The organism is Candidatus Rhodobacter oscarellae (genome assembly GCF_001078595.1).
Lineage (GTDB): Bacteria > Pseudomonadota > Alphaproteobacteria > Rhodobacterales > Rhodobacteraceae > Rhodobacter_B > Rhodobacter_B oscarellae.
This window is the reverse complement of sequence record NZ_LFTY01000001.1, coordinates 271,571-288,529: the sequence shown is the minus strand read 5'-3', so window position 1 is coordinate 288,529 and position 16,959 is coordinate 271,571. Positions and strand designations below refer to the sequence as shown.

Here is a 16,959-nt window from a genome sequence, read left to right as displayed (position 1 = left end):
TTTCCCCCTATCCCCGGCGACGACATAGCGCGTATTCTGACCATATCAAACGAAGCAGCGCCTTGTCTGGTCCGGTCGACTAGGGTTCCATTTTTGCATGGATGGCTTTGGCAAGCTGTCCTAGAGAAAACGGCTTCTTAAGCAGCACGACCCCATTGTCTAGTTGGCCATTATAGATGGTCGAATTCTCGGTATAGCCGGACATAAACACAGTGGGTGTATTGGGGTGGTGCTCTTCGAGCATGATCGAGAGGTTCTTGGCGTTCAATGGCCCTGGCAACACGACATCGATCAAAAAGAGATCTATGTCTCTGATCTCTTTGCACAAGACGATAGCCTCCTCGGAAGAGCTGGTCTGGATGACGTTGCAATCCAGTTGCAGCAGGAAACGTGCAACGGTTTCAAGAACGTCGCGGTCGTCTTCCACGACCAGAACTTTGGTGCCGGACACTTCGGGAAGGTCTTCGCTTGGGGCGGCAGGTTCGGCGCGGGTGCGCTCTCGTGGCAGGTATAGCTTTACGGTCGTCCCGACATTCTCTTCGGAATAAAGGGTGATATGGCCCTTGGACTGTTTGGCAAAGCCGTAGGCCATGGATAGCCCAAGCCCCGAGCCCTTGTTGACTGCCTTGGTGGTAAAGAACGGCTCGAACGCCTGGGCCTTCACGTCGTCACTCATGCCATGACCGTTATCCGTGACCGCGATGCAGATATATTGCCCCGGCTCAAGCATTGGCTCGTCCGGGATGGGGTCTTCGATCCGGGCGTTATATGCCTCGATCGTCAGCTTCCCACCCTCGGGCATCGCATCACTTGCGTTGATCGCAAGGTTCAGGATCACGGCTTCCAGCTCACTTTGGTCGGCGCGGCAGTTCCACAGCCCCCGGCTGGCGACGGTTTCCATTTGGACGCGCTCTCCAAGGGCCGGCTCTAGGAGGATCGAGAGATCATTTATCAGCTGGTTGACGTCAACCGTGCTGGGGCGCAGGGCCTGTTGGCGGGCATATGCAAGAAGCTGATGGGTCAGATCCGCCGCGCGTCTGGAAGCGCGATCCACCACATTAAGCATATGCGGCACGTCTTCGTGTTGCGTATTGGCCGAGATCATCTCGATATTGCCGCGAATAATGGCGAGGATATTGTTGAAATCATGCGCCACCCCGCCCGAAAGCTGGCCAATGGCCTTAAGCCGTTCCGCCTGGCGAAGTTGTTTGTTCAGCATGGCCTGTTCGGCCTGCGCCGCGATGATGCCAGTCTGGTCCCGCGTCACCCCGCGCACGCCGCGCAGCGTGCCATCGTCATCCAGCATATTGGCAAACGAGAAAAGCAAGTTCATTTCCGTGCCATCAGCGCGTCGTAGCAGACCGATTACACCTTTCTGCACGTCGCTGGATTCGGTCTGCATAATGCTTTGTTCAACCTCAAACAAAGGCAGCTTTTCGCCGTCTTGATCCACCGTGACCTCGCGCCAGTGTTTGCCCAGCACATGTGCAATCTTATGGCCTGTTTGCTCTTCGAATTGGGAAGACAAAAAGATCGTGTTGCCGTCCTGATCAAGCTCCCAAAGCCAGTCAGCTCCCAATTCAGCAAAGTCCTTGAACCGTTCCTCGCTGTGCAAAAGGTCACTGTTGGTTGAATCGAGATCGGCAAGATGGGCCGCGCTTTGTTCCAACACGGTGTTGGTTGCCTCATTGAGCCCTTCCAGCTCGTTGCCCGCCCCATGCGGCCCCACCACATCGCCCATGGGATGCGGCTTTTTGGGGTCAACCTTTCGCAAGGTCGTGATGAAATTCAGCAGCGGTGCCGTGAGGTAGCGCTCGTAAAGCACCAGAAGCACGGCAAGCAATAAGAGGTTGCGCAACACACCAAGGGCAAGTGTCGTGAGGGATCGGCTGACAAAATCCTGGATCATCACCCCGCGATCGATCTTGATGGAAAGAATACCGATCTGCGCACCGTCAAAGACCAGCTCGCGCTCAAAACTGGCAAAACGCTGGGGCAAAAGGCCGGCCAATACAGAGACGTTCTCTGGTGGCGAGGGTGTCTCTGAGAAGGCCAGGCTGGCCTCGAAATCGCTTTGGATGTTGGCTTCGGTCACGAACTGATAGGATGTAAGCGCCAAGACGATATCGTCCGCAAACACCCGATCAAGCCGGAAAGCGGCCGTGCTTGAAGGGGGGGCCCAAACCTCTAGCAGCTCTTCGGCTGTCGCATCCATCGCATCGATTTGGCGTTGGTAGTCCAATGCGATCAAAATCGTGCTTGAAACAAAGCCAAGTATGACAGCCGCCAATAAGCCCGCCAGGGCTAGTTTTCGAGAGATCTTGCCCAAGCTGGTACCATAATCAGTTGTTATCTTTTGAGGTGAATGTGCCCGCCAAGAGCGCCGCAAAAGCACCCTCATCTTTCATGCGCGAAAGCACCGCCGTGATTTCGGGCAAAAGGTCCTGATGGCGCTTGTGAAGATAGTGATAAAGCTCAAGCGAGAGCTCTGGCGTCTCCAGCGGATAGTGCTCAAACTCGAAATCCTGTGCGGCCAGTGTGGACACAATGATCACATCGACCCGCCCGTGGACCAACATCTGCGCGAGGTTCTGAGGCGTGGTGAGATGCAAATCAAGGTCAGACGGCAACTTGCGGACATACCAGGTGCCAGCGACCGCACCGACAGTGCGGCCCATCAAGTCGCTCCATTTTGTGGCTTTGAGGTCGGGGTCGAGCGTATAGGCCTTCCAACGCGTCTCAAGGATTGGAACCGGCACGCGCTGAATGTTCTCAAAACTGTCGCCAACTGCGGTGATCCGCTGCACTTCTCCATCAAACTGCCCCGCATTGACCATCTCAATCGAGCGGCGCGCAGGGGCTGTGGTGATATCAAGCTCATAGCCCAATTCAGCATAGGCCGCGCGTAGGACCCTAGAGACGGCCTCGTGGTTCTGGGACCCGTCAATCCCACTAAAGCTCAGCGTTTGGGCCTTGGCGCCCACCGCCGAAAGGAACACGAGCGTCGCAGCAAGCAGCAGACCTGTCGGCCACACTCTGAATGTTCGCGTCAATTCATGTCCTCCCCCAGACATTTCGCGCGTCACCTTGCCAGCAAACCACCCTGGTTGCCGAGGGCGGAGCGCAAGAAGATGCGCAGCAGCGCCTTGAGTGCGAAAATGAACAAGATTTATCCTGCACGAATTGCGCCCATTCGCAATGACCACTCGACCAATGGCATCAAAATGCGACAGGCTCCCTTGCCCCCATCGGGCACCTTTTGCGTGGACAAGCTTTGACCGAGCTACCCCGTAACTGTTGGACAGGTTTCGGCGTAGATTAAAGCCCATGGACAATCGGCAGCGGTCATGGCCAACACGCCGCGCAGCTGAGCTGGCTTTCTATGAATACATCAACGGCTTCTCCAATACGCGCAGAAGGCACTCAGCCTTGGGGTGGAAAAGCCCCTTGGTCTTCGAGGCTCAGGCTGCATAAATGAGAACTTCGGGCGGCATCACAACGCGACAGGTCCAGAACTTTACGAACAGGGCGGCGAAGAGGCGCTGATGGATCTGAGCCGCTCGGTCGCCTATCCTGGCTCAGGCGTGAGTTGGAGAAGCAGGCGACCAATGTCAGCGTCAACACCGTGCCTAAGTGGTTCCACGGCATGAGCCGCCCGCGCGAGGACAAGATACGGGCGCTCGCCACAACCCTCAGGGTGGATGAGGTCTGGCTGGCACTTGCCCGAAAACCGGGAGAAACACCCGCGCAGAAGCAAGCGAACGCGGTGCAGGCCCACGGCGCGGTCCTCCTGGTTGCGGGCCCGATCGAGGTCAAAGGGGGCCGGGTGACATTCCCCTCGGAGGAGGAGGCAACGCCGCACTCGTGGGCGAACCTCAACGGCGCGCAGTTCGGTGTGGTCGCCGTGGCCCCGCAGAGCCGCGACGGCCAAACGATCTCGTTCATCATACCGGAGCCAATAGGGCCGCACCGGGTCCTGGGCGTCATCGCAGCAGGGTTGTCCCTTTCTATCGACCTTCTCGATCTTACGGACGTGAAACGCCAGAACCACGGAGGGTTCAGGATCGTGACGCTTGAAGCGAGAAAGGGCAACAAATTCAAAGCCCCAGACCCACACAATCTGTTGGCCCCTTTGGCCTCCGTGGCGGATTTGACGGCCTAACGGATTGTTGGTCAAATGTTGGTTTCGGGGCGCCTCGAAAGCCAGCCCCCTGAAAGGAAACAGAAAATGATCTGAGGCCTCCGCCTTGAGCCAAGCGCAACCCGGGCAGCGGCCTCCTGGCCGAATGGCCGCTGCCCAAGGAAAGCTCGGGCGGTTGCATTGCTTGGGTTCCGATGCGTCTGGTGTCGGCAGACGTTGCTGGGGCGTCGTGTGTTTTGGCCAACGACAGCACCAGACCATAAGCAGTCGGGTGAGGGTGCTACTTTCCCCAGACCCCGTATGAAGAGGCAAGGCGCAGGGCCACGCTGCGGTTCAGGTCGGCGCGGGATTGGCCTTGGATTTGTGCCGATTGCAATGCGGCGGCTTGAGCGAGTGGCGTGACGCAGGCCCGTGCCTGAGCGACGGGGACGACCTCAAGCCCTGCCGCGGCGATCACCGCCGAGAGCCATATGTCATCGACCCATTGCGCCTGGGCGTCCGGCGGGCTGATATCAAGCCATTCAGGCCGCAATAAAACGCCTGCGAAGCCCTGCACGACCGCGTCGCCTTGCGCGAGGCCGAGCCGTTCAGTGCCAAAGGTGCTGGCCGCGATCACCGCGTTGGGATGTGCGGCTCTGGCCAAACGGAAGGCCTCAAGCCAGCCTGGCCCGTAATCGCAATCGTCGTCGCAGATCAGCACGTCATTCCTGGGGAAGCACTGAAAGACCTCGACGCATTTGGTGGCTGGGCCGTGATCAGGGCCGCGAAACAGCTCCACTCCGACGGGCAAATCGGGCAGCGCGCCACCCCATTCGGGGAAGCGCGCATATTCATTCGGGATCGTGACGACGACACGCTCTGGCGCCTGCGCCAGGATCGCGCGCAGCCGCGCGCCGAGCCCGCCGAAACGTGGCGGGATCGACGTCAGCGCTATGATCAACCTGCGATCAACCCGAGGCTCTCCAGCTTCAAGAGCACCTGATGCGCGCAGTTATCGACCTCGACATTCTCGGTCTCTACGCTCAGCTCGGGGTTCTCGGGCACGTCATAGGGGTCGGAGATCCCGGTGAACTCCTTGATCTTGCCCTCGCGGGCCAGCTTATAGAGCCCCTTGCGGTCGCGGCGCTCGCATTCCTCGATCGAGGTGGCCACATGGACCTCGACGAAGGCGCCGAAGGCCTCCACGTCCTCGCGCACGGCCCGGCGCGTGGTCGCATAGGGCGCGATGGGGGCGCAGATCGCGATGCCGCCGTTCTTGGTGATCTCGCTGGCGACATAGCCGATGCGGCGAATGTTGAGGTCGCGGTGCTCCTTGCTAAAGCCCAACTCGGACGAGAGGTTCTTACGCACGATATCGCCATCCAGCAGCGTCACGGGGCGACCGCCCATCTCCATCAGCTTGACCATCAGCGCGTTCGCAATCGTGGACTTGCCCGAGCCGGAGAAGCCGGTGAAGAACACGGTAAAGCCCTGCTGGGAACGCGGCGGGTAGCGCTTGCGCAGCTCGGTGACCACCTCGGGGAAGGAGAACCACTCGGGGATGTCGAGCCCCTCGCGCAACCGGCGGCGCAGCTCGGTACCCGAGATGTTCAGCACGGTGGCGCCATCGGTGACCTCATCGGCGGGCTCGTATTGCGCGCGCTCTTGCACATAGACCATGTGCTTGAAGTCCACCATCTCAATGCCGACTTCGTCGGCATGCGCGCGGAAGAGCTCCTGCGCGTCATAGGGCCCGTAGAAATCCTCGCCGGCGGAGTTCTTGCCGGGGCCCGCGTGGTCGCGGCCCACGATCATATGGGTGCAGCCGTGGTTGGCGCGGATCAGCCCGTGCCAGACTGCCTCGCGCGGGCCCGCCATGCGCATCGCCAGGTTCAGCAAGGACATCGACGTGGTCGAGGAGGGGTACTTGTCCAGCACCGCCTCGTAGCAGCGCACCCGGGTGAAGTGGTCCACGTCGCCGGGCTTGGTCATGCCCACAACAGGGTGGATCAGCAGGTTCGCCTGCGCCTCCTTGGCGGCGCGGAAGGTCAGCTCTTGGTGGGCGCGGTGCAGCGGGTTGCGGGTCTGGAAGGCCACCACGCGGCGCCAGCCCATCTTGCGGAAATAGGCGCGCAGCTCGTTGGGCGTGTCGCGGCGGCCGCGGAAGTCGTAATGCACGGGCTGCTGGATGCCCACAACGGGCCCGCCCAGATAGACGCTTCCCGCCTCGTTATGCAGGTAGTTCACCGCCGGGTGGGCTTGGTCGTCGGCGCCAAAGACCTTCTCGGCCTCGCGCGACTTGTCCGGGGTCCAGCGGTCGGTGACCGTCATGGTGCCCAGGATCACGCCCTCTTGGTCGCGCAGGGCGATGTCCTGGCCCAGCTCGATGCCGTCGGCGAAGTCCGGGCTGACATCCAGCGTGATCGGCATCGGCCAGAGGCTGCCATCGGCCAGGCGCATGTTCTCGACCACGCCGTTATAGTCTTCCTCGGTCAGGAAGCCCTTGAGCGGGTTGAAGCCGCCATTCATCAAGAGCTCCAGATCGCAGATCTGGCGGGGTTTGAGGTCCCAAGAGGTCAGCTCGGCGGCCTCCAGTTTGAGCTTCAGCGCGCTGTCATAGGAGACGTAGAGCTCTGGGATCGGGGCGAGGTTATTTTGCATTAGTTTACTCCTGTACTTTAGGGGGACAATGTCACTTACCGAGCCGGTAAGCTCGGCATGCAGCGACGCGTACTCTTCAAATTTGCGGGCGAGGAACTGGTCGATAAGGCGGTTCTTTTCAGAAACGCCCCGTTCGGTGAGCGCATAGGCGAAGCGCTGGCGGCGGTCGGGGCCGTCGCGATCCTGGGTCAGGATCAGCCCCGCCTCGCTGGCGGTGCGCATCAGCGCGTTGAGCCGGCCCAGCGAGACCCCAATCGCAGCGGCCAGGGCACGCTGGTTGGCCTTCGGCGCGCGCTCTAGCTGCCGAAGCAAGAGAAAGAGCTGGTCTTCGTCTTGGCTGTTGGATTTTGCGGGTGCGGGGCACATGGATCGCGACTCAGTGTTTGTTCACGCGTGAACACATACACCTCTTAACTGGCAATGAAAGGAATTTATTGGCGGGAGCCCGCGATCCCGCCGATGGTCGCAAAGCTGCAACAGTCGCGTTTGCATGGAGAGGCGCGCGCGCCGCGCGGGCCAGCCAGGTCGCCATGCTTGCTACGTCGCAATAGGGTCAGAAGTTCAGGGTTTGCGGCCGTGCAGCGCGTTCAGGGCGCGTTGAAGGTCCTCGCGCAGCTGCACAAAATCGCGCGCCGCCGTCACCTGATGGCGCCCGATCAGCACGTAGTCCCAACCCGGCTGCCCGGCCTGCCGCAGCTCAAGCTGCGCGATCTCGCGCAGGCGCCGCTTGGCGCGGTTGCGCGCAACCGCGTTGCCGACCTTCTTTGAGCAGGTGAAGCCGACCCTTGGAGGGTCGGGGTCCTTGCGGTTCCAGCCTTGCAGCACAAATCCCGGCGTCGCCTGGCGACGCCCGCGCGCCGCGCGCAGGAAGTCGGCGCGCTTCTTGAGCACCGACAAACGCAAAAGAGGCGCCGGGGACGCCCCTGGCACCTCTTTGTCATCCATCGTCTATCGCCTTAGGCGCTGAGCGACTTCCGGCCCCGAGCGCGACGCGCGTTCAGGATCTTGCGGCCAGCCTTGGTGGCCATGCGCGCGCGAAAGCCGTGGCGCCGCTTGCGGACCAGGTTCGAAGGTTGGTAGGTGCGCTTCATCGCGTCGTCTCCGTCTGGGCCCAAGCCCCGTTAGCGGGGACTCAAAGGCCGGTGTAATTCTAAGAGCCCGGTCTTTAGGCCCGGCGGCGGCACTTGTCAATTCGGCTGCGCCCAGAATGTTTCAGAAAATGACCGGGCGGGGCCCGGGCCCCCTGCGAATGTGTCAACGGCACCGAATATACACCAAATCCATGAAATATTCGATCACCGCCGATCAATGCGGCGTGAGAATGCCAATTCCGCCCTGCCGCTGCCCACATCTTTTGGGCAAGTTGGCACGCAATGAGGGACGACCGAAATGAGCGACATGACTGATGCAGCGCAATCCAGGCTGGCCAAGCGGCTGCCTCTGCTTGTGATTCTCGCCGTGGCTATCGTCGGGTTCTTCACCCTGCGCGACTACCTGAGCTTTCAGACCCTGGCGGATAACCGTGAGGCGCTGATCGCGTTCCGGGATGCGAACTACCTTGCCACCGCGGCGGTTTTCGTCGCGGCCTATGTGGTGATCGTGGCCTTCTCGCTGCCCGGGGCCACCATCGCGACGCTGACCGGGGGGTTCCTCTTCGCCACCTTCCCCGGCGCGCTTTATAACGTCATCGGCGCCACGATTGGCGCCACGGCCATCTTCACCGCCGCGCGGTGGGGGTTCGGAGAGCGGCTGGGCGCGCGGCTGGAGGGCTCGGAGGGCATCGTGAAGCGCATCAAGGACGGGATCGACAAGAATCAGTGGTCCATGCTCTTTCTGATGCGCCTGGTGCCCGCGGTGCCGTTCTTTATGGCCAACCTGGTGCCGAGCTTCCTAGAGGTGCCGACCCATCGCTTCGTGATCTCCACCTTCCTGGGGATCATCCCCGGCGCCGTGGTCTTTACCTCGGTGGGCGCGGGGCTGGGCGATGTCTTCGCCCGCGGCGAGACCCCCAATCTGGGCATCATCTTTGAGCCGCAGATCATCCTGCCGATCCTGGGGCTCTGCGTGCTGGCGGCGCTGCCGATCGCGATCAAGGCCATCCGCGGCCAAAGGGACCTGTAAGCATCATGGAACGCATTACAACGGATGTCTGCGTTATCGGCGGCGGCTCGGGCGGGCTGAGCGTGGCCGCGGGCGCCGTGCAGATGGGCGCGCGCGTGGTCCTGATCGAGGGCCACAAGATGGGCGGCGACTGCTTGAACTACGGCTGCGTGCCCTCCAAGGCGCTGATCGCGGCGGGCAAGGCCGCGCATGCGATGCGGGGCGGGCTGGGCGTGGCCGGCGTGGAGCCGCAGGTCGACTACGCCGCCGCCAAGGACCACGTCGCCAGCGTGATCGCCGCCATCGAGCCGCACGATTCGGTGGAGCGCTTTGAGGGCTTGGGCGTGCGCGTGATCCAGGATTTCGGGCGCTTCATCTCCCGCACCGAGGTGCAGGCGGGCGACGCGATCATCACCGCGCGGCGCTTTGTGATCGCCACAGGGTCGCGGCCCCTCGTGCCGCCGATCCCCGGGCTGGACCAGGTGCGCCACTACACCAACGAGGACATCTTTGAGCTGCGCGAGCGGCCAAAGCACCTGCTTGTGATCGGCGGCGGTCCCATCGGCTTGGAGATGGCGCAGGCGCATCGCCGCTTGGGGTCCGAGGTCACGGTGATCGAGGGCATGAAGGCGATGGGCAAGGACGACCCGGAGCTGGCCGCCATCGTGCTGGACAAGCTGCGCGGCGAGGGGATCGAGATCGCCGAGGACGCGCTCGCCGCGCGGATCGCCCAGGACGGCGACGAGATCACCGTCGAGACCAAGGACGGGCGCCGCTTTGCCGGCTCGCATCTGCTGATGGCCGTCGGGCGGCAGGCAAATCTAGAGAAGTTGGACTTGGACAAGGCCGGCGTTGCATATGACCGCGCCGTAAAGGTCGACGGCGGGCTGCGCACGACGAACCGTCGGGTCTATGCTATCGGCGACGTGGCGGGCGGGCTGCAGTTCACCCATGTGGCGGGCTACCACGCGGGGGTGATCATCCGCTCGATGCTGTTCGGGCTGCCCGCCAAGCAGCGCAGCGATCACATCCCCTGGGCGACCTATACCGACCCCGAGCTGGCCCAGGTCGGCATGACCGAGGCCGAGGCCCGAACCAAGTTCGGCGGCCAGATGGAGGTCGCCCGAGCCGAGTTCAAGGGCAACGACCGCGCGCTGGCCGAGGCGAAGACAACCGGCCTGATCAAGGTCATGGTGGTCCGCGGGCGCCCGGTGGGCGCCTCTATCGTTGGGCCGCAGGCGGGCGAGCTGATCCAGATATGGGCGCTCGCGATCACCAAGAAGCTGAAGATGTCGGACATTTCCGCCATGGTCGCGCCTTATCCCACCCTAGGGGAGGTTAACAAACGCGCCGCAGGTGCCTATTTTACCCCAAGGCTGTTCGAGAACCCGCGCGTGAAGCGCATCGTGGGCTTGGTGCAGCGCTGGATACCTTAACAGCCGGGCGGATGCTGAAGCGACATGTTCCTGAACTCCCTCTCTGGTCGGTTCCTGATCCTCACAACCGTGTTCGTGATGCTGGCGGAGATCATGATCTTCGTGCCCTCGGTGGCGCGGTTCCGCGAGGATTACCTCTTGATGCGGTTGGAGAAGGCCCAGATCGCCTCGCTGGCGCTTCTGGCGGATGCGCAGATCACGATGGAGCTAGAGGACGAGCTGCTGGAGAATGCAGGCGTCTTCAACGTGGTGCTGCGGCGCGATCAGATCCGGCAGCTGATCCTGGCCTCTGATATACCCTCGCCCATAGCGCAAACCTTTGATCTGCGGGGCGTCAACGCCTGGGTGCTGATCGGCGACGCGATGCGGCGGCTGGCGACGCCCGAGCCCGAGGTGATCCGGGTCATCGGCAACCCGGTGCGCGACGCGGGCCTCTTGATCGAGGTCACAATGGACACAGAGAGCCTACGGGCCGAGATGCTGGATTACGGGCTGCGCATCCTGATCCTGTCGGCGGTGATCTCTGTGTTCACGGCGATCTTGCTGTTCCTTGCGGTGCGCAGCTTTTTGGTGAAACCGATCCGGCACGTGGTGGACGTGATGTCGGCCTATGCGGAGGCCCCGGAGGACGCGCGCACGATCATCGAGCCCAACGCCGGCGTGACCGAGCTGCGCGAGGCCGAGAACGCGCTGATGTCGATGCAGACGCAGCTGACGGGAGCGCTGAAGCAGAAAGAGCGGCTGGCGCAGTTGGGCGGCGCCGTGGCCAAGATCAGCCATGATTTGCGCAACATGCTGACCGTGGCACAGCTCTTCTCAGATCGGCTGGAGCGCAGCGAGGACCCGGCAGTGAAGCGCGCCGCGCCAAAGCTTGTGGGCTCGATCACCCGCGCGGTGAACCTGTGCGAATCGACGCTGGCCTTTGGCAAGGCAGAGGAGCCCGCGCCGCGGCTGGACCGCGTGATGCTGGCCCCCATTGTGGACGATGTCATTGGGGCAGAGCGGCTTGCGGTGGGCGAGCATGATCTGAGCTTTGCCGAGGACGTGCCCGCCAACCTGGCGCTGCGCGCGGATCCCGAGCAGCTTTACCGCGTGATCGGCAACCTGGTGCGCAACGCGCGCCAGGCGATCATAGCGACGGGCGCGCCCGGAAAGATCTCTGTGTCCGCCCTCGACACCGAGGGCGACTGGCAGATCCGCATCTCGGATACCGGGCCCGGCCTGCCGCCCAAGGCGCAGGAGTTCCTGTTCCAGCCCTTCCAGGGCGGCACGCGCAAGGGCGGCACGGGGTTGGGCCTGGCGATATCGGCCGAGTTGATCCGCGGACATGGCGGGCGCCTGGAGCTTTTGGCCACCGGACCAGAGGGCACTTGCTTTGCGATCGTGCTGCCGAAATCCGCCGCCGCGCTGGATGAAGCGGCAGAGTAGAGGAAACTTTTAAAACGTCCTTGCAATGCCCCGCGACGGGCGGTACATGCTGCCCACCTTGCGCACTCGTAGCTCAGCTGGATAGAGCACTTGACTACGAATCAAGGGGTCGGGGGTTCGAATCCTCCCGAGTGCGCCATTTCACATCTGCCACCGCAGAAGCCTTCAATGCCTTGAATAAAAAGGCTAAAATGTGGGGTTCGAATACCCTCATTTCGGCGGTAGGCGGTTGGAGAGCAGAACGCCAATCTAAACACGGTTATCTTTCCGGCAAGATCGGCAATCTCCAAATATGCCGAGGGTTCGACAGGAACTTCATGGCGAGTTCGAATAGCTCCTCGTAGGTGCCATTTGATACACTTGGTTGTGCCACTCTTTCCTGCAAAACAAGCAGCTTCTGCCCGAGCTTGGCGATGCGTTCTCCAAAAGCTGCGCTGACGGATTCTTGCGATATGTCCACGATCCGGTCCAAGAGTTCTTCGATGTCAGCGTCGAGCCTAGCGAGATTCTCTTTATCGGTCATTGAGGTCAGTTCGGCCTGCTTCTCGCGCATGGCCCAGAAATCCTGAAACATTGCTCGAGCAATGCTGACGAGGTCCTGAGACGGTTCCAGAGATAGCAGCAGGTTTTCAAACTGCCCTTCGATTGCAACCTTGCGTATCGATTTGCGGTGGCTTGCACAGCCTTTGGGTAATCCCCCCTAAAATTAGTGGTGTTCAAAATTAGAATTTTCTCGGCAAGATATCTGAGGAGATTTACGATGAAGAACCGACGCCTGAAGCGCATGTACGCTGAGATGAGCATGCAGAACGATCTGCGGAGGGAAGCCCTTGGAGGCGCCACTTGTTGCGCCATTGGTACGAGCGACAATGGCGCGCGTTAAGGCCGTCTCTACGACGAGAGATGGCCATGAATGCGGTCGAACGGCACGGCGTAAGCATCGCATTGGCGTGCCGTGCGTTTGAGATCAGCGAGACTTGCTACAGATACAGCCCTGTTTTGAGCGACGAGAACGAAGAGATCGCGGACTGGCTGGAACGTCTGACGGCGAACAAGCGCAACTGGGGTTTGGGGTTGTGCTTTTTCTATCTGCGCAATGTGCAGGGCTGTGGCTGGAACCACAAACGCGTCTACCGGATCTACTGTGAACTGGAGCTGAACCCACGGATCAAGCCTAAGAAACAGCTCAAGCGGGACAAACCTGAACCACTGAAGGTGCCTGAAAGACCCAATGAGACTTGGTCGATGGATTTTATGGCCGATCAGTTAGCAGATGGTCGGTCGTCAGGACGCTGGACGTCTTGGATGACTTTAATCGCGAGGGCTTGGCCATCGAGGTCGACTTCTCTCTGCCCGCTGAGCGCGCTCGACCATTGTCCTCGGACCAATGGCGGACAAGGTCTCGCGGCGTAGCTTGAACCAGATCATCGAATGGCGTGGTCAGCCGCAGACAATTCGTGTCGACAACGGCCCCGAATATGTCAGCGGAATGCTGATGGAATGGGCCGAGAAACGCAATATTCGATTGGAATACATCCAGCCGGGAAAGCCCCAGCAGAACGCTTACATCGCGCGCTACAATCGCACCGTTCGTGGCGAATGGCTGGGGCAATACATCTTCGAAACCATCGAGGAGGCACAAGATCAGGCAACCGCATGGCTCTGGACCTACAACAACGAGCGACCCAACATGGGCATAGGCGGCGTGACACCCGCAATGAAACCGAAAACAGCCGCGTGAATTCTACTGCTGGACCCCATTAAAAATGGGGGGATTACCGCGCCGCTTAGTCCTGCGGGCAGGGTTGGCCGGCGGCGCCCCAGAGATGTATGTCCATGATGTGCTCCGCAAGGCTGTAGGGGGCTGGTTCGCGTCCCACTCCGGGGCTCCAGGCCCAATGCAGGATCACATCGTGGCCAATGTGGTCTGCCAAGGCCAGGTAATCGCGCCCGTCATTGCGTTCCAGATCGCGCAGCTGGGCACAGATGAACTCAGAGGATTTCCCAAACCAATGCGCCTCGGCCGGGGCCAATTGCCAGCTTGCGCCGACGCGTGGCGCGGCATGGGGTACGGTCTGCGGGATCTCGGAATAACTGTGGCAGGTCGAGCAGGTCAGATGCTCGGCCCCGATCCGGCTTTCGCCCGCGCGGATTCGCATGCCGTGCTGGCGTGGTTCATCCCCATAGCTGGGGCCCGACCACATTGGCACGTCGGACTCGCCCGTGTGGCAATTGGCGCAGCGCGGGTGCGAGGCGACCTCGTAGATCCGCGACCATGCCTCTAGCCCCGTTGCCCCATCCACGGTGCCAGCTGCGGGATACGCAACCGTTTCGTCGTCCGCGGCAAACGCCGGTGCAAGAAGCAGGCCCGCGACCAAGGCGCAGGCCATGAGAGCCCTTGTATTCTGCATGATACCCGTCCCTCTTTTGCGCTATGCGGCCAGTATCTCGGCGGCGCGGTGGATCGCCTTGCGGACCCGAACATAGGTTGCGCAGCGGCATACATTGCCGCCCATATAGGTATCTATGTCCCCATCTGTCGGCTCTGGATTGAGCTCAAGAAGGCCAATGGCTTGAACCACCTGGCCGGACTGGCAGAAGCCGCACTGCACCACATCCATCTCGACCCAGGCTTGCCGCACGGCGTCCGCTTCGACCCCAGAGACCGCTTCGATCGTCGTCACATCCGACCCGGCGATATCCCCAATCGCCACCTGGCAAGAGCGCACCGGTTGCCCGTCCAGCATCACCGTGCAGGCCCCGCATTGGGCAACGCCGCAGCCGTATTTCGTACCAGTCAACTTCAACTCGTCACGCAACACCCAGAGCAGCGGGGTTTCCTCGGAAGAGATTAAGCTGCGCTCGGTTTGATTCACCGTAATTGTCGTGGCCATCTTTTTTCTCCGTCGTCATTTGTGTCCGGGCGTCTCACCTCAGACGAAATCAACACCATTCTCTGCCATGGGCAGCATCGTCACACGGGTGCCAAGTGCCGCGATGGCATTGGCAAGGGCGGGGCCAGCGGGCGGCACTGGCGGTTCGGCGATGCCAGAGGGCGGCGCGGCGGAGGGCACAATCGCGACCTCGATATCCTTGATGTCCCAGACGCGCAGCGGCTCGTAGTCGTGGAAATTGCTTTGGATCACTTCGCCTTCGTCAAAGCCGATCCCGTCGCGCATGATGAACCCAAGGGCAAAGCCGATGCCGCCCTGCACCTGCGCCTCGACCACATCGGGGTTCACCGCGAGGCCAACATCGACCCCGGCCGAGAACTTCTCGATCTGGACATAGCCGTCCTCATCCTTGCTGACCTCGGCCACCTGCGCCACCGCGGTGTTGAAACAGAACATACCCGCGATGCCGCGCGCGTGGCCGTCGGGCAGCGGCGTGCCCCAACCGGCGGTGTCGGCGGCCAGTTGGAACGCCTCGCGCATCCGCGCGCGCTCTTCGCCTTCGCCCGACAGATAGGACAGGCGATACTCCAACGGATCGACCCCCGCGGCCTCTGCGGCCAGGTCCATCATCGTTTCCATGACATAGCCAGTGTGGTTGTGGCCGACAGATCGCAGCCACGCCACGGTGATCGGCGACTGGAAATCGCTGACCCCCATGGTCATCTTCGGGATATCGTAAAGCGTGTCCGGCACGCCCTCGACCGACGAACGATCTACCCCGTCCACAACCTGGGTGGCCGCAAAGAAGGTGCCCTTGAAGATCGACGGCGTCGCAAGCTGATGCTGCCAGGCGACGATGCGCCCGTTCGCGTCCAGGCCGACCCGCACCTTGTGAGCCGCGGCAGGGCGGTAATACCCACCCGTTGTGTCATCCTCACGCGACCACATCAGCTTGACCGGGCGCTGGCCGCCATCCAGCAAAAACGCCAACCCGGCCTCGACATTGTAATCGACCTCGGATGTGGCGCGGCGCCCAAAGGAGCCACCCGCCCAGAGGGTTTCAACCCGGACCTTCTCCATCGGCATCTGAAGCACCTGCGCCAACGCTCCGGCAGAGAGGGTCGGCACCTGGCAGCCGTCAAAGAGCGTGACACCACCGTCCTCATCCGGGCGAATGGTACAGTTCAGCACCTCCATCGAGGCATGGGCCAGATAGGGGAAGTAGAACTCTTTCTCGATGACCTGAGCCGCCCCGGCCATGGCCGCGTCGGTGCCTTCATCAGCGCGGGCCACGAATTCGGGCTCGGAATTGACCATCGCCAGCATATCATCGCGGATCTGATCAGAGCTGCGGGTCTCGGCGTTGGTGAAATCCCATTCCACGGTAAGTTCTTCGCGGGCCTGAAACGCCTGCCACGTGGTGTCCGCATAAACCACGACGCCGCCCCCGGTGGGCAGGGCCGCCGCGCCTTTATAGCCGGGCATCCCCTCGGCAGCCGACGCGTCGAACGAAACGACCGTGGCCCCAAACTTCGGAGGCCGCTTGATCACGGCAACGACCTGTCCGTCTAGATGCACGTCCATGGCATATTGCGCCTGGCCGGTGATCTTTGGCGCGTTGTCTTTGCGATGTGTTGTCGGGTTCCCGATCAGCCGAAAGTCCTTGGGATCGGTCAGGGATGGGTCCTCTGGCACGGCCAGATCGGCGGCAGCGGCCACAAACTCGGCCATCGGGGCCGATTGACCGGCGCCTGTCACGACCCCGTCTACAATCGCAAGCTCCGAGGCGGCAACGCCCCAAGCATTTGCAGCAGCGGCCTTTATCATCTCGCGCGCGGCGGCCCCTGCTTGACGGTATTGCATGAACGAATTGGCAATCGCTGTCGACCCGCCGGTGCCCTGTACAGGACCAAAGAACAGGTTGTTGTAAACCTGAGGATTATGCGGCGCGAACTCGATCTCGATCTCGTCCAGCGAGATGCCCAGTTCCTCGGCTATCAGCGTGGCCAAACCGGTGGACGCGCCCTGACCCATGTCGAAATGTTTCAACACGGCCGTTACAGTGCCCGCCTCGTCGATCTTCACGAAGGGCGTCAGCGAAGCCAATCCCGCATGTCCGGCGGCAAGCACACCTTTGGGCGTCACCCCCACCATCAAAACAGCGCCCGTCGCCGCGGCGCCTTTCAGGAAATTTCGTCGGGACGTTGACGTGTTCATCGATGGGTACTCCTCAATGCAAGGTTCTGACAAAGATTCGGCTGCATTTGCGCGTTCGCTCTGGGGCTGTTCGGGCCATGGCAAGACGTGGCGCCATAGCTCT

14 protein-coding genes, 1 tRNA gene and 2 pseudogenes are annotated in these 16,959 nt (G+C 61.6%); 7 read left to right on the top strand and 10 right to left on the bottom strand.

Going from position 1 to position 16,959, the window contains the following annotated elements:
• Positions 1-79: 79 nt before the first annotated feature.
• Entirely contained in the window at positions 80-2,329 is a 2,250-nt protein-coding gene (locus tag AIOL_RS01290; RefSeq protein WP_160314380.1) for a hybrid sensor histidine kinase/response regulator, read from the bottom strand.
• A gap of 13 nt (positions 2,330-2,342) precedes the next feature.
• Positions 2,343-3,086, bottom strand: a complete 744-nt coding sequence (locus AIOL_RS01285; protein ID WP_160314379.1) for a substrate-binding periplasmic protein — start codon at positions 3,084-3,086, stop codon at positions 2,343-2,345.
• Positions 3,087-3,345: 259 nt separating this feature from the next.
• On the opposite strand from AIOL_RS01285, the pseudogene AIOL_RS24780 reads away from it, so the two are divergent.
• Both AIOL_RS24780 and AIOL_RS01280 read left to right on the top strand, forming a co-directional pair.
• Positions 3,346-3,474, top strand: a pseudogene (locus AIOL_RS24780) (IS3 family transposase); the annotation flags it as partial.
• Positions 3,475-3,589: 115 nt separating this feature from the next.
• A complete protein-coding gene (locus tag AIOL_RS01280) occupies positions 3,590-4,162 on the top strand; it encodes a transcriptional regulator (protein WP_049641221.1) in 573 nt (190 codons plus the stop codon).
• 259 nt (positions 4,163-4,421) lie between these two features.
• Here AIOL_RS01280 and AIOL_RS01275 read toward each other — a convergent pair whose 3' ends face one another.
• The 4 genes from AIOL_RS01275 to rpmH form a co-directional block, all read right to left on the bottom strand.
• Positions 4,422-5,081 (bottom strand): hypothetical protein, encoded by a 660-nt coding sequence (locus tag AIOL_RS01275; protein ID WP_049641220.1) that lies wholly within the window; start codon positions 5,079-5,081, stop codon positions 4,422-4,424.
• Complete coding sequence (locus AIOL_RS01270) at positions 5,078-7,147, bottom strand: bifunctional sulfate adenylyltransferase/adenylylsulfate kinase (protein WP_049641219.1); 2,070 nt, start codon at positions 7,145-7,147, stop codon at positions 5,078-5,080. The genes AIOL_RS01275 and AIOL_RS01270 overlap by 4 nt, the downstream gene beginning before the upstream one ends.
• Positions 7,148-7,342: 195 nt before the next feature.
• Positions 7,343-7,726, bottom strand: coding sequence for a ribonuclease P protein component (gene rnpA, locus AIOL_RS01265; RefSeq protein WP_049641218.1), 384 nt, complete (start codon positions 7,724-7,726; stop codon positions 7,343-7,345).
• A gap of 11 nt (positions 7,727-7,737) precedes the next feature.
• On the bottom strand, positions 7,738-7,872 hold the full coding sequence (rpmH, locus tag AIOL_RS01260; protein WP_005980833.1) for a 50S ribosomal protein L34: 135 nt from the start codon (positions 7,870-7,872) through the stop codon (positions 7,738-7,740).
• Positions 7,873-8,170: 298 nt separating this feature from the next.
• Here rpmH and AIOL_RS01255 point away from each other — a divergent pair, with 298 nt between their 5' ends.
• The 4 genes from AIOL_RS01255 to AIOL_RS01240 all read left to right on the top strand — a co-directional run bounded on the left by AIOL_RS01255 (position 8,171) and on the right by AIOL_RS01240 (position 11,884).
• Positions 8,171-8,902 carry a TVP38/TMEM64 family protein gene (locus tag AIOL_RS01255; RefSeq protein WP_049641217.1) on the top strand — a complete coding sequence of 244 codons (732 nt, stop codon included), beginning with the start codon at positions 8,171-8,173 and terminating at the stop codon, positions 8,900-8,902.
• Positions 8,903-8,907: 5 nt separating this feature from the next.
• A complete protein-coding gene (locus AIOL_RS01250) occupies positions 8,908-10,317 on the top strand; it encodes a dihydrolipoyl dehydrogenase family protein (protein WP_049641216.1) in 1,410 nt (469 codons plus the stop codon).
• A gap of 24 nt (positions 10,318-10,341) precedes the next feature.
• Positions 10,342-11,745 carry a sensor histidine kinase gene (locus AIOL_RS01245; protein ID WP_049641215.1) on the top strand — a complete coding sequence of 468 codons (1,404 nt, stop codon included), beginning with the start codon at positions 10,342-10,344 and terminating at the stop codon, positions 11,743-11,745.
• Positions 11,746-11,807: 62 nt separating this feature from the next.
• Positions 11,808-11,884 (top strand) — tRNA-Arg (locus AIOL_RS01240).
• Between the two features lie 120 nt (positions 11,885-12,004).
• Here the strand turns inward: AIOL_RS01240 and AIOL_RS01235 are convergent.
• Positions 12,005-12,319: a hypothetical protein gene (locus tag AIOL_RS01235; RefSeq protein WP_049641214.1), complete on the bottom strand. Its 315-nt coding sequence runs from the start codon at positions 12,317-12,319 to the stop codon at positions 12,005-12,007.
• 189 nt (positions 12,320-12,508) lie between these two features.
• Between AIOL_RS01235 and AIOL_RS01230 the strand changes: the two are divergent.
• Positions 12,509-13,486: pseudogene (locus tag AIOL_RS01230) on the top strand (IS3 family transposase); the annotation flags it as partial.
• A 46-nt stretch (positions 13,487-13,532) separates the two neighbouring features.
• Here the strand turns inward: AIOL_RS01230 and AIOL_RS01225 are convergent.
• The 3 genes from AIOL_RS01225 to AIOL_RS01215 are packed head-to-tail and all read right to left on the bottom strand — an operon-like array spanning position 13,533 to position 16,856.
• Complete coding sequence (locus tag AIOL_RS01225; RefSeq protein ID WP_049641213.1) at positions 13,533-14,156, bottom strand: hypothetical protein; 624 nt, start codon at positions 14,154-14,156, stop codon at positions 13,533-13,535.
• Positions 14,157-14,177: 21 nt separating this feature from the next.
• Positions 14,178-14,639, bottom strand: coding sequence for a (2Fe-2S)-binding protein (locus tag AIOL_RS01220; protein WP_049641212.1), 462 nt, complete (start codon positions 14,637-14,639; stop codon positions 14,178-14,180).
• Positions 14,640-14,678: 39 nt separating this feature from the next.
• Positions 14,679-16,856 (bottom strand): molybdopterin cofactor-binding domain-containing protein, encoded by a 2,178-nt coding sequence (locus tag AIOL_RS01215; protein WP_049641211.1) that lies wholly within the window; start codon positions 16,854-16,856, stop codon positions 14,679-14,681.
• Positions 16,857-16,959: the final 103 nt, after the last annotated feature.

Bases quoted from the DNA above. Each gene is read 5' to 3' on its own strand.
- AIOL_RS01270 (WP_049641219.1), bottom strand. From the start codon at position 7,147: ATGTGCCCCGCACCCGCAAAATCCAACAGCCAAGACGAAGACCAGCTC.
- rnpA (WP_049641218.1), bottom strand. From the start codon at position 7,726: ATGGATGACAAAGAGGTGCCAGGGGCGTCCCCGGCGCCTCTTTTGCGT.
- rpmH (WP_005980833.1), bottom strand. From the start codon at position 7,872: ATGAAGCGCACCTACCAACCTTCGAACCTGGTCCGCAAGCGGCGCCAC.
- AIOL_RS01255 (WP_049641217.1), top strand. From the start codon at position 8,171: ATGAGCGACATGACTGATGCAGCGCAATCCAGGCTGGCCAAGCGGCTG.
- AIOL_RS01250 (WP_049641216.1), top strand. From the start codon at position 8,908: ATGGAACGCATTACAACGGATGTCTGCGTTATCGGCGGCGGCTCGGGC.
- AIOL_RS01245 (WP_049641215.1), top strand. From the start codon at position 10,342: ATGTTCCTGAACTCCCTCTCTGGTCGGTTCCTGATCCTCACAACCGTG.
- AIOL_RS01235 (WP_049641214.1), bottom strand. From the start codon at position 12,319: ATGTTTCAGGATTTCTGGGCCATGCGCGAGAAGCAGGCCGAACTGACC.
- AIOL_RS01225 (WP_049641213.1), bottom strand. From the start codon at position 14,156: ATGCAGAATACAAGGGCTCTCATGGCCTGCGCCTTGGTCGCGGGCCTG.
- AIOL_RS01220 (WP_049641212.1), bottom strand. From the start codon at position 14,639: ATGGCCACGACAATTACGGTGAATCAAACCGAGCGCAGCTTAATCTCT.
- AIOL_RS01215 (WP_049641211.1), bottom strand. From the start codon at position 16,856: ATGAACACGTCAACGTCCCGACGAAATTTCCTGAAAGGCGCCGCGGCG.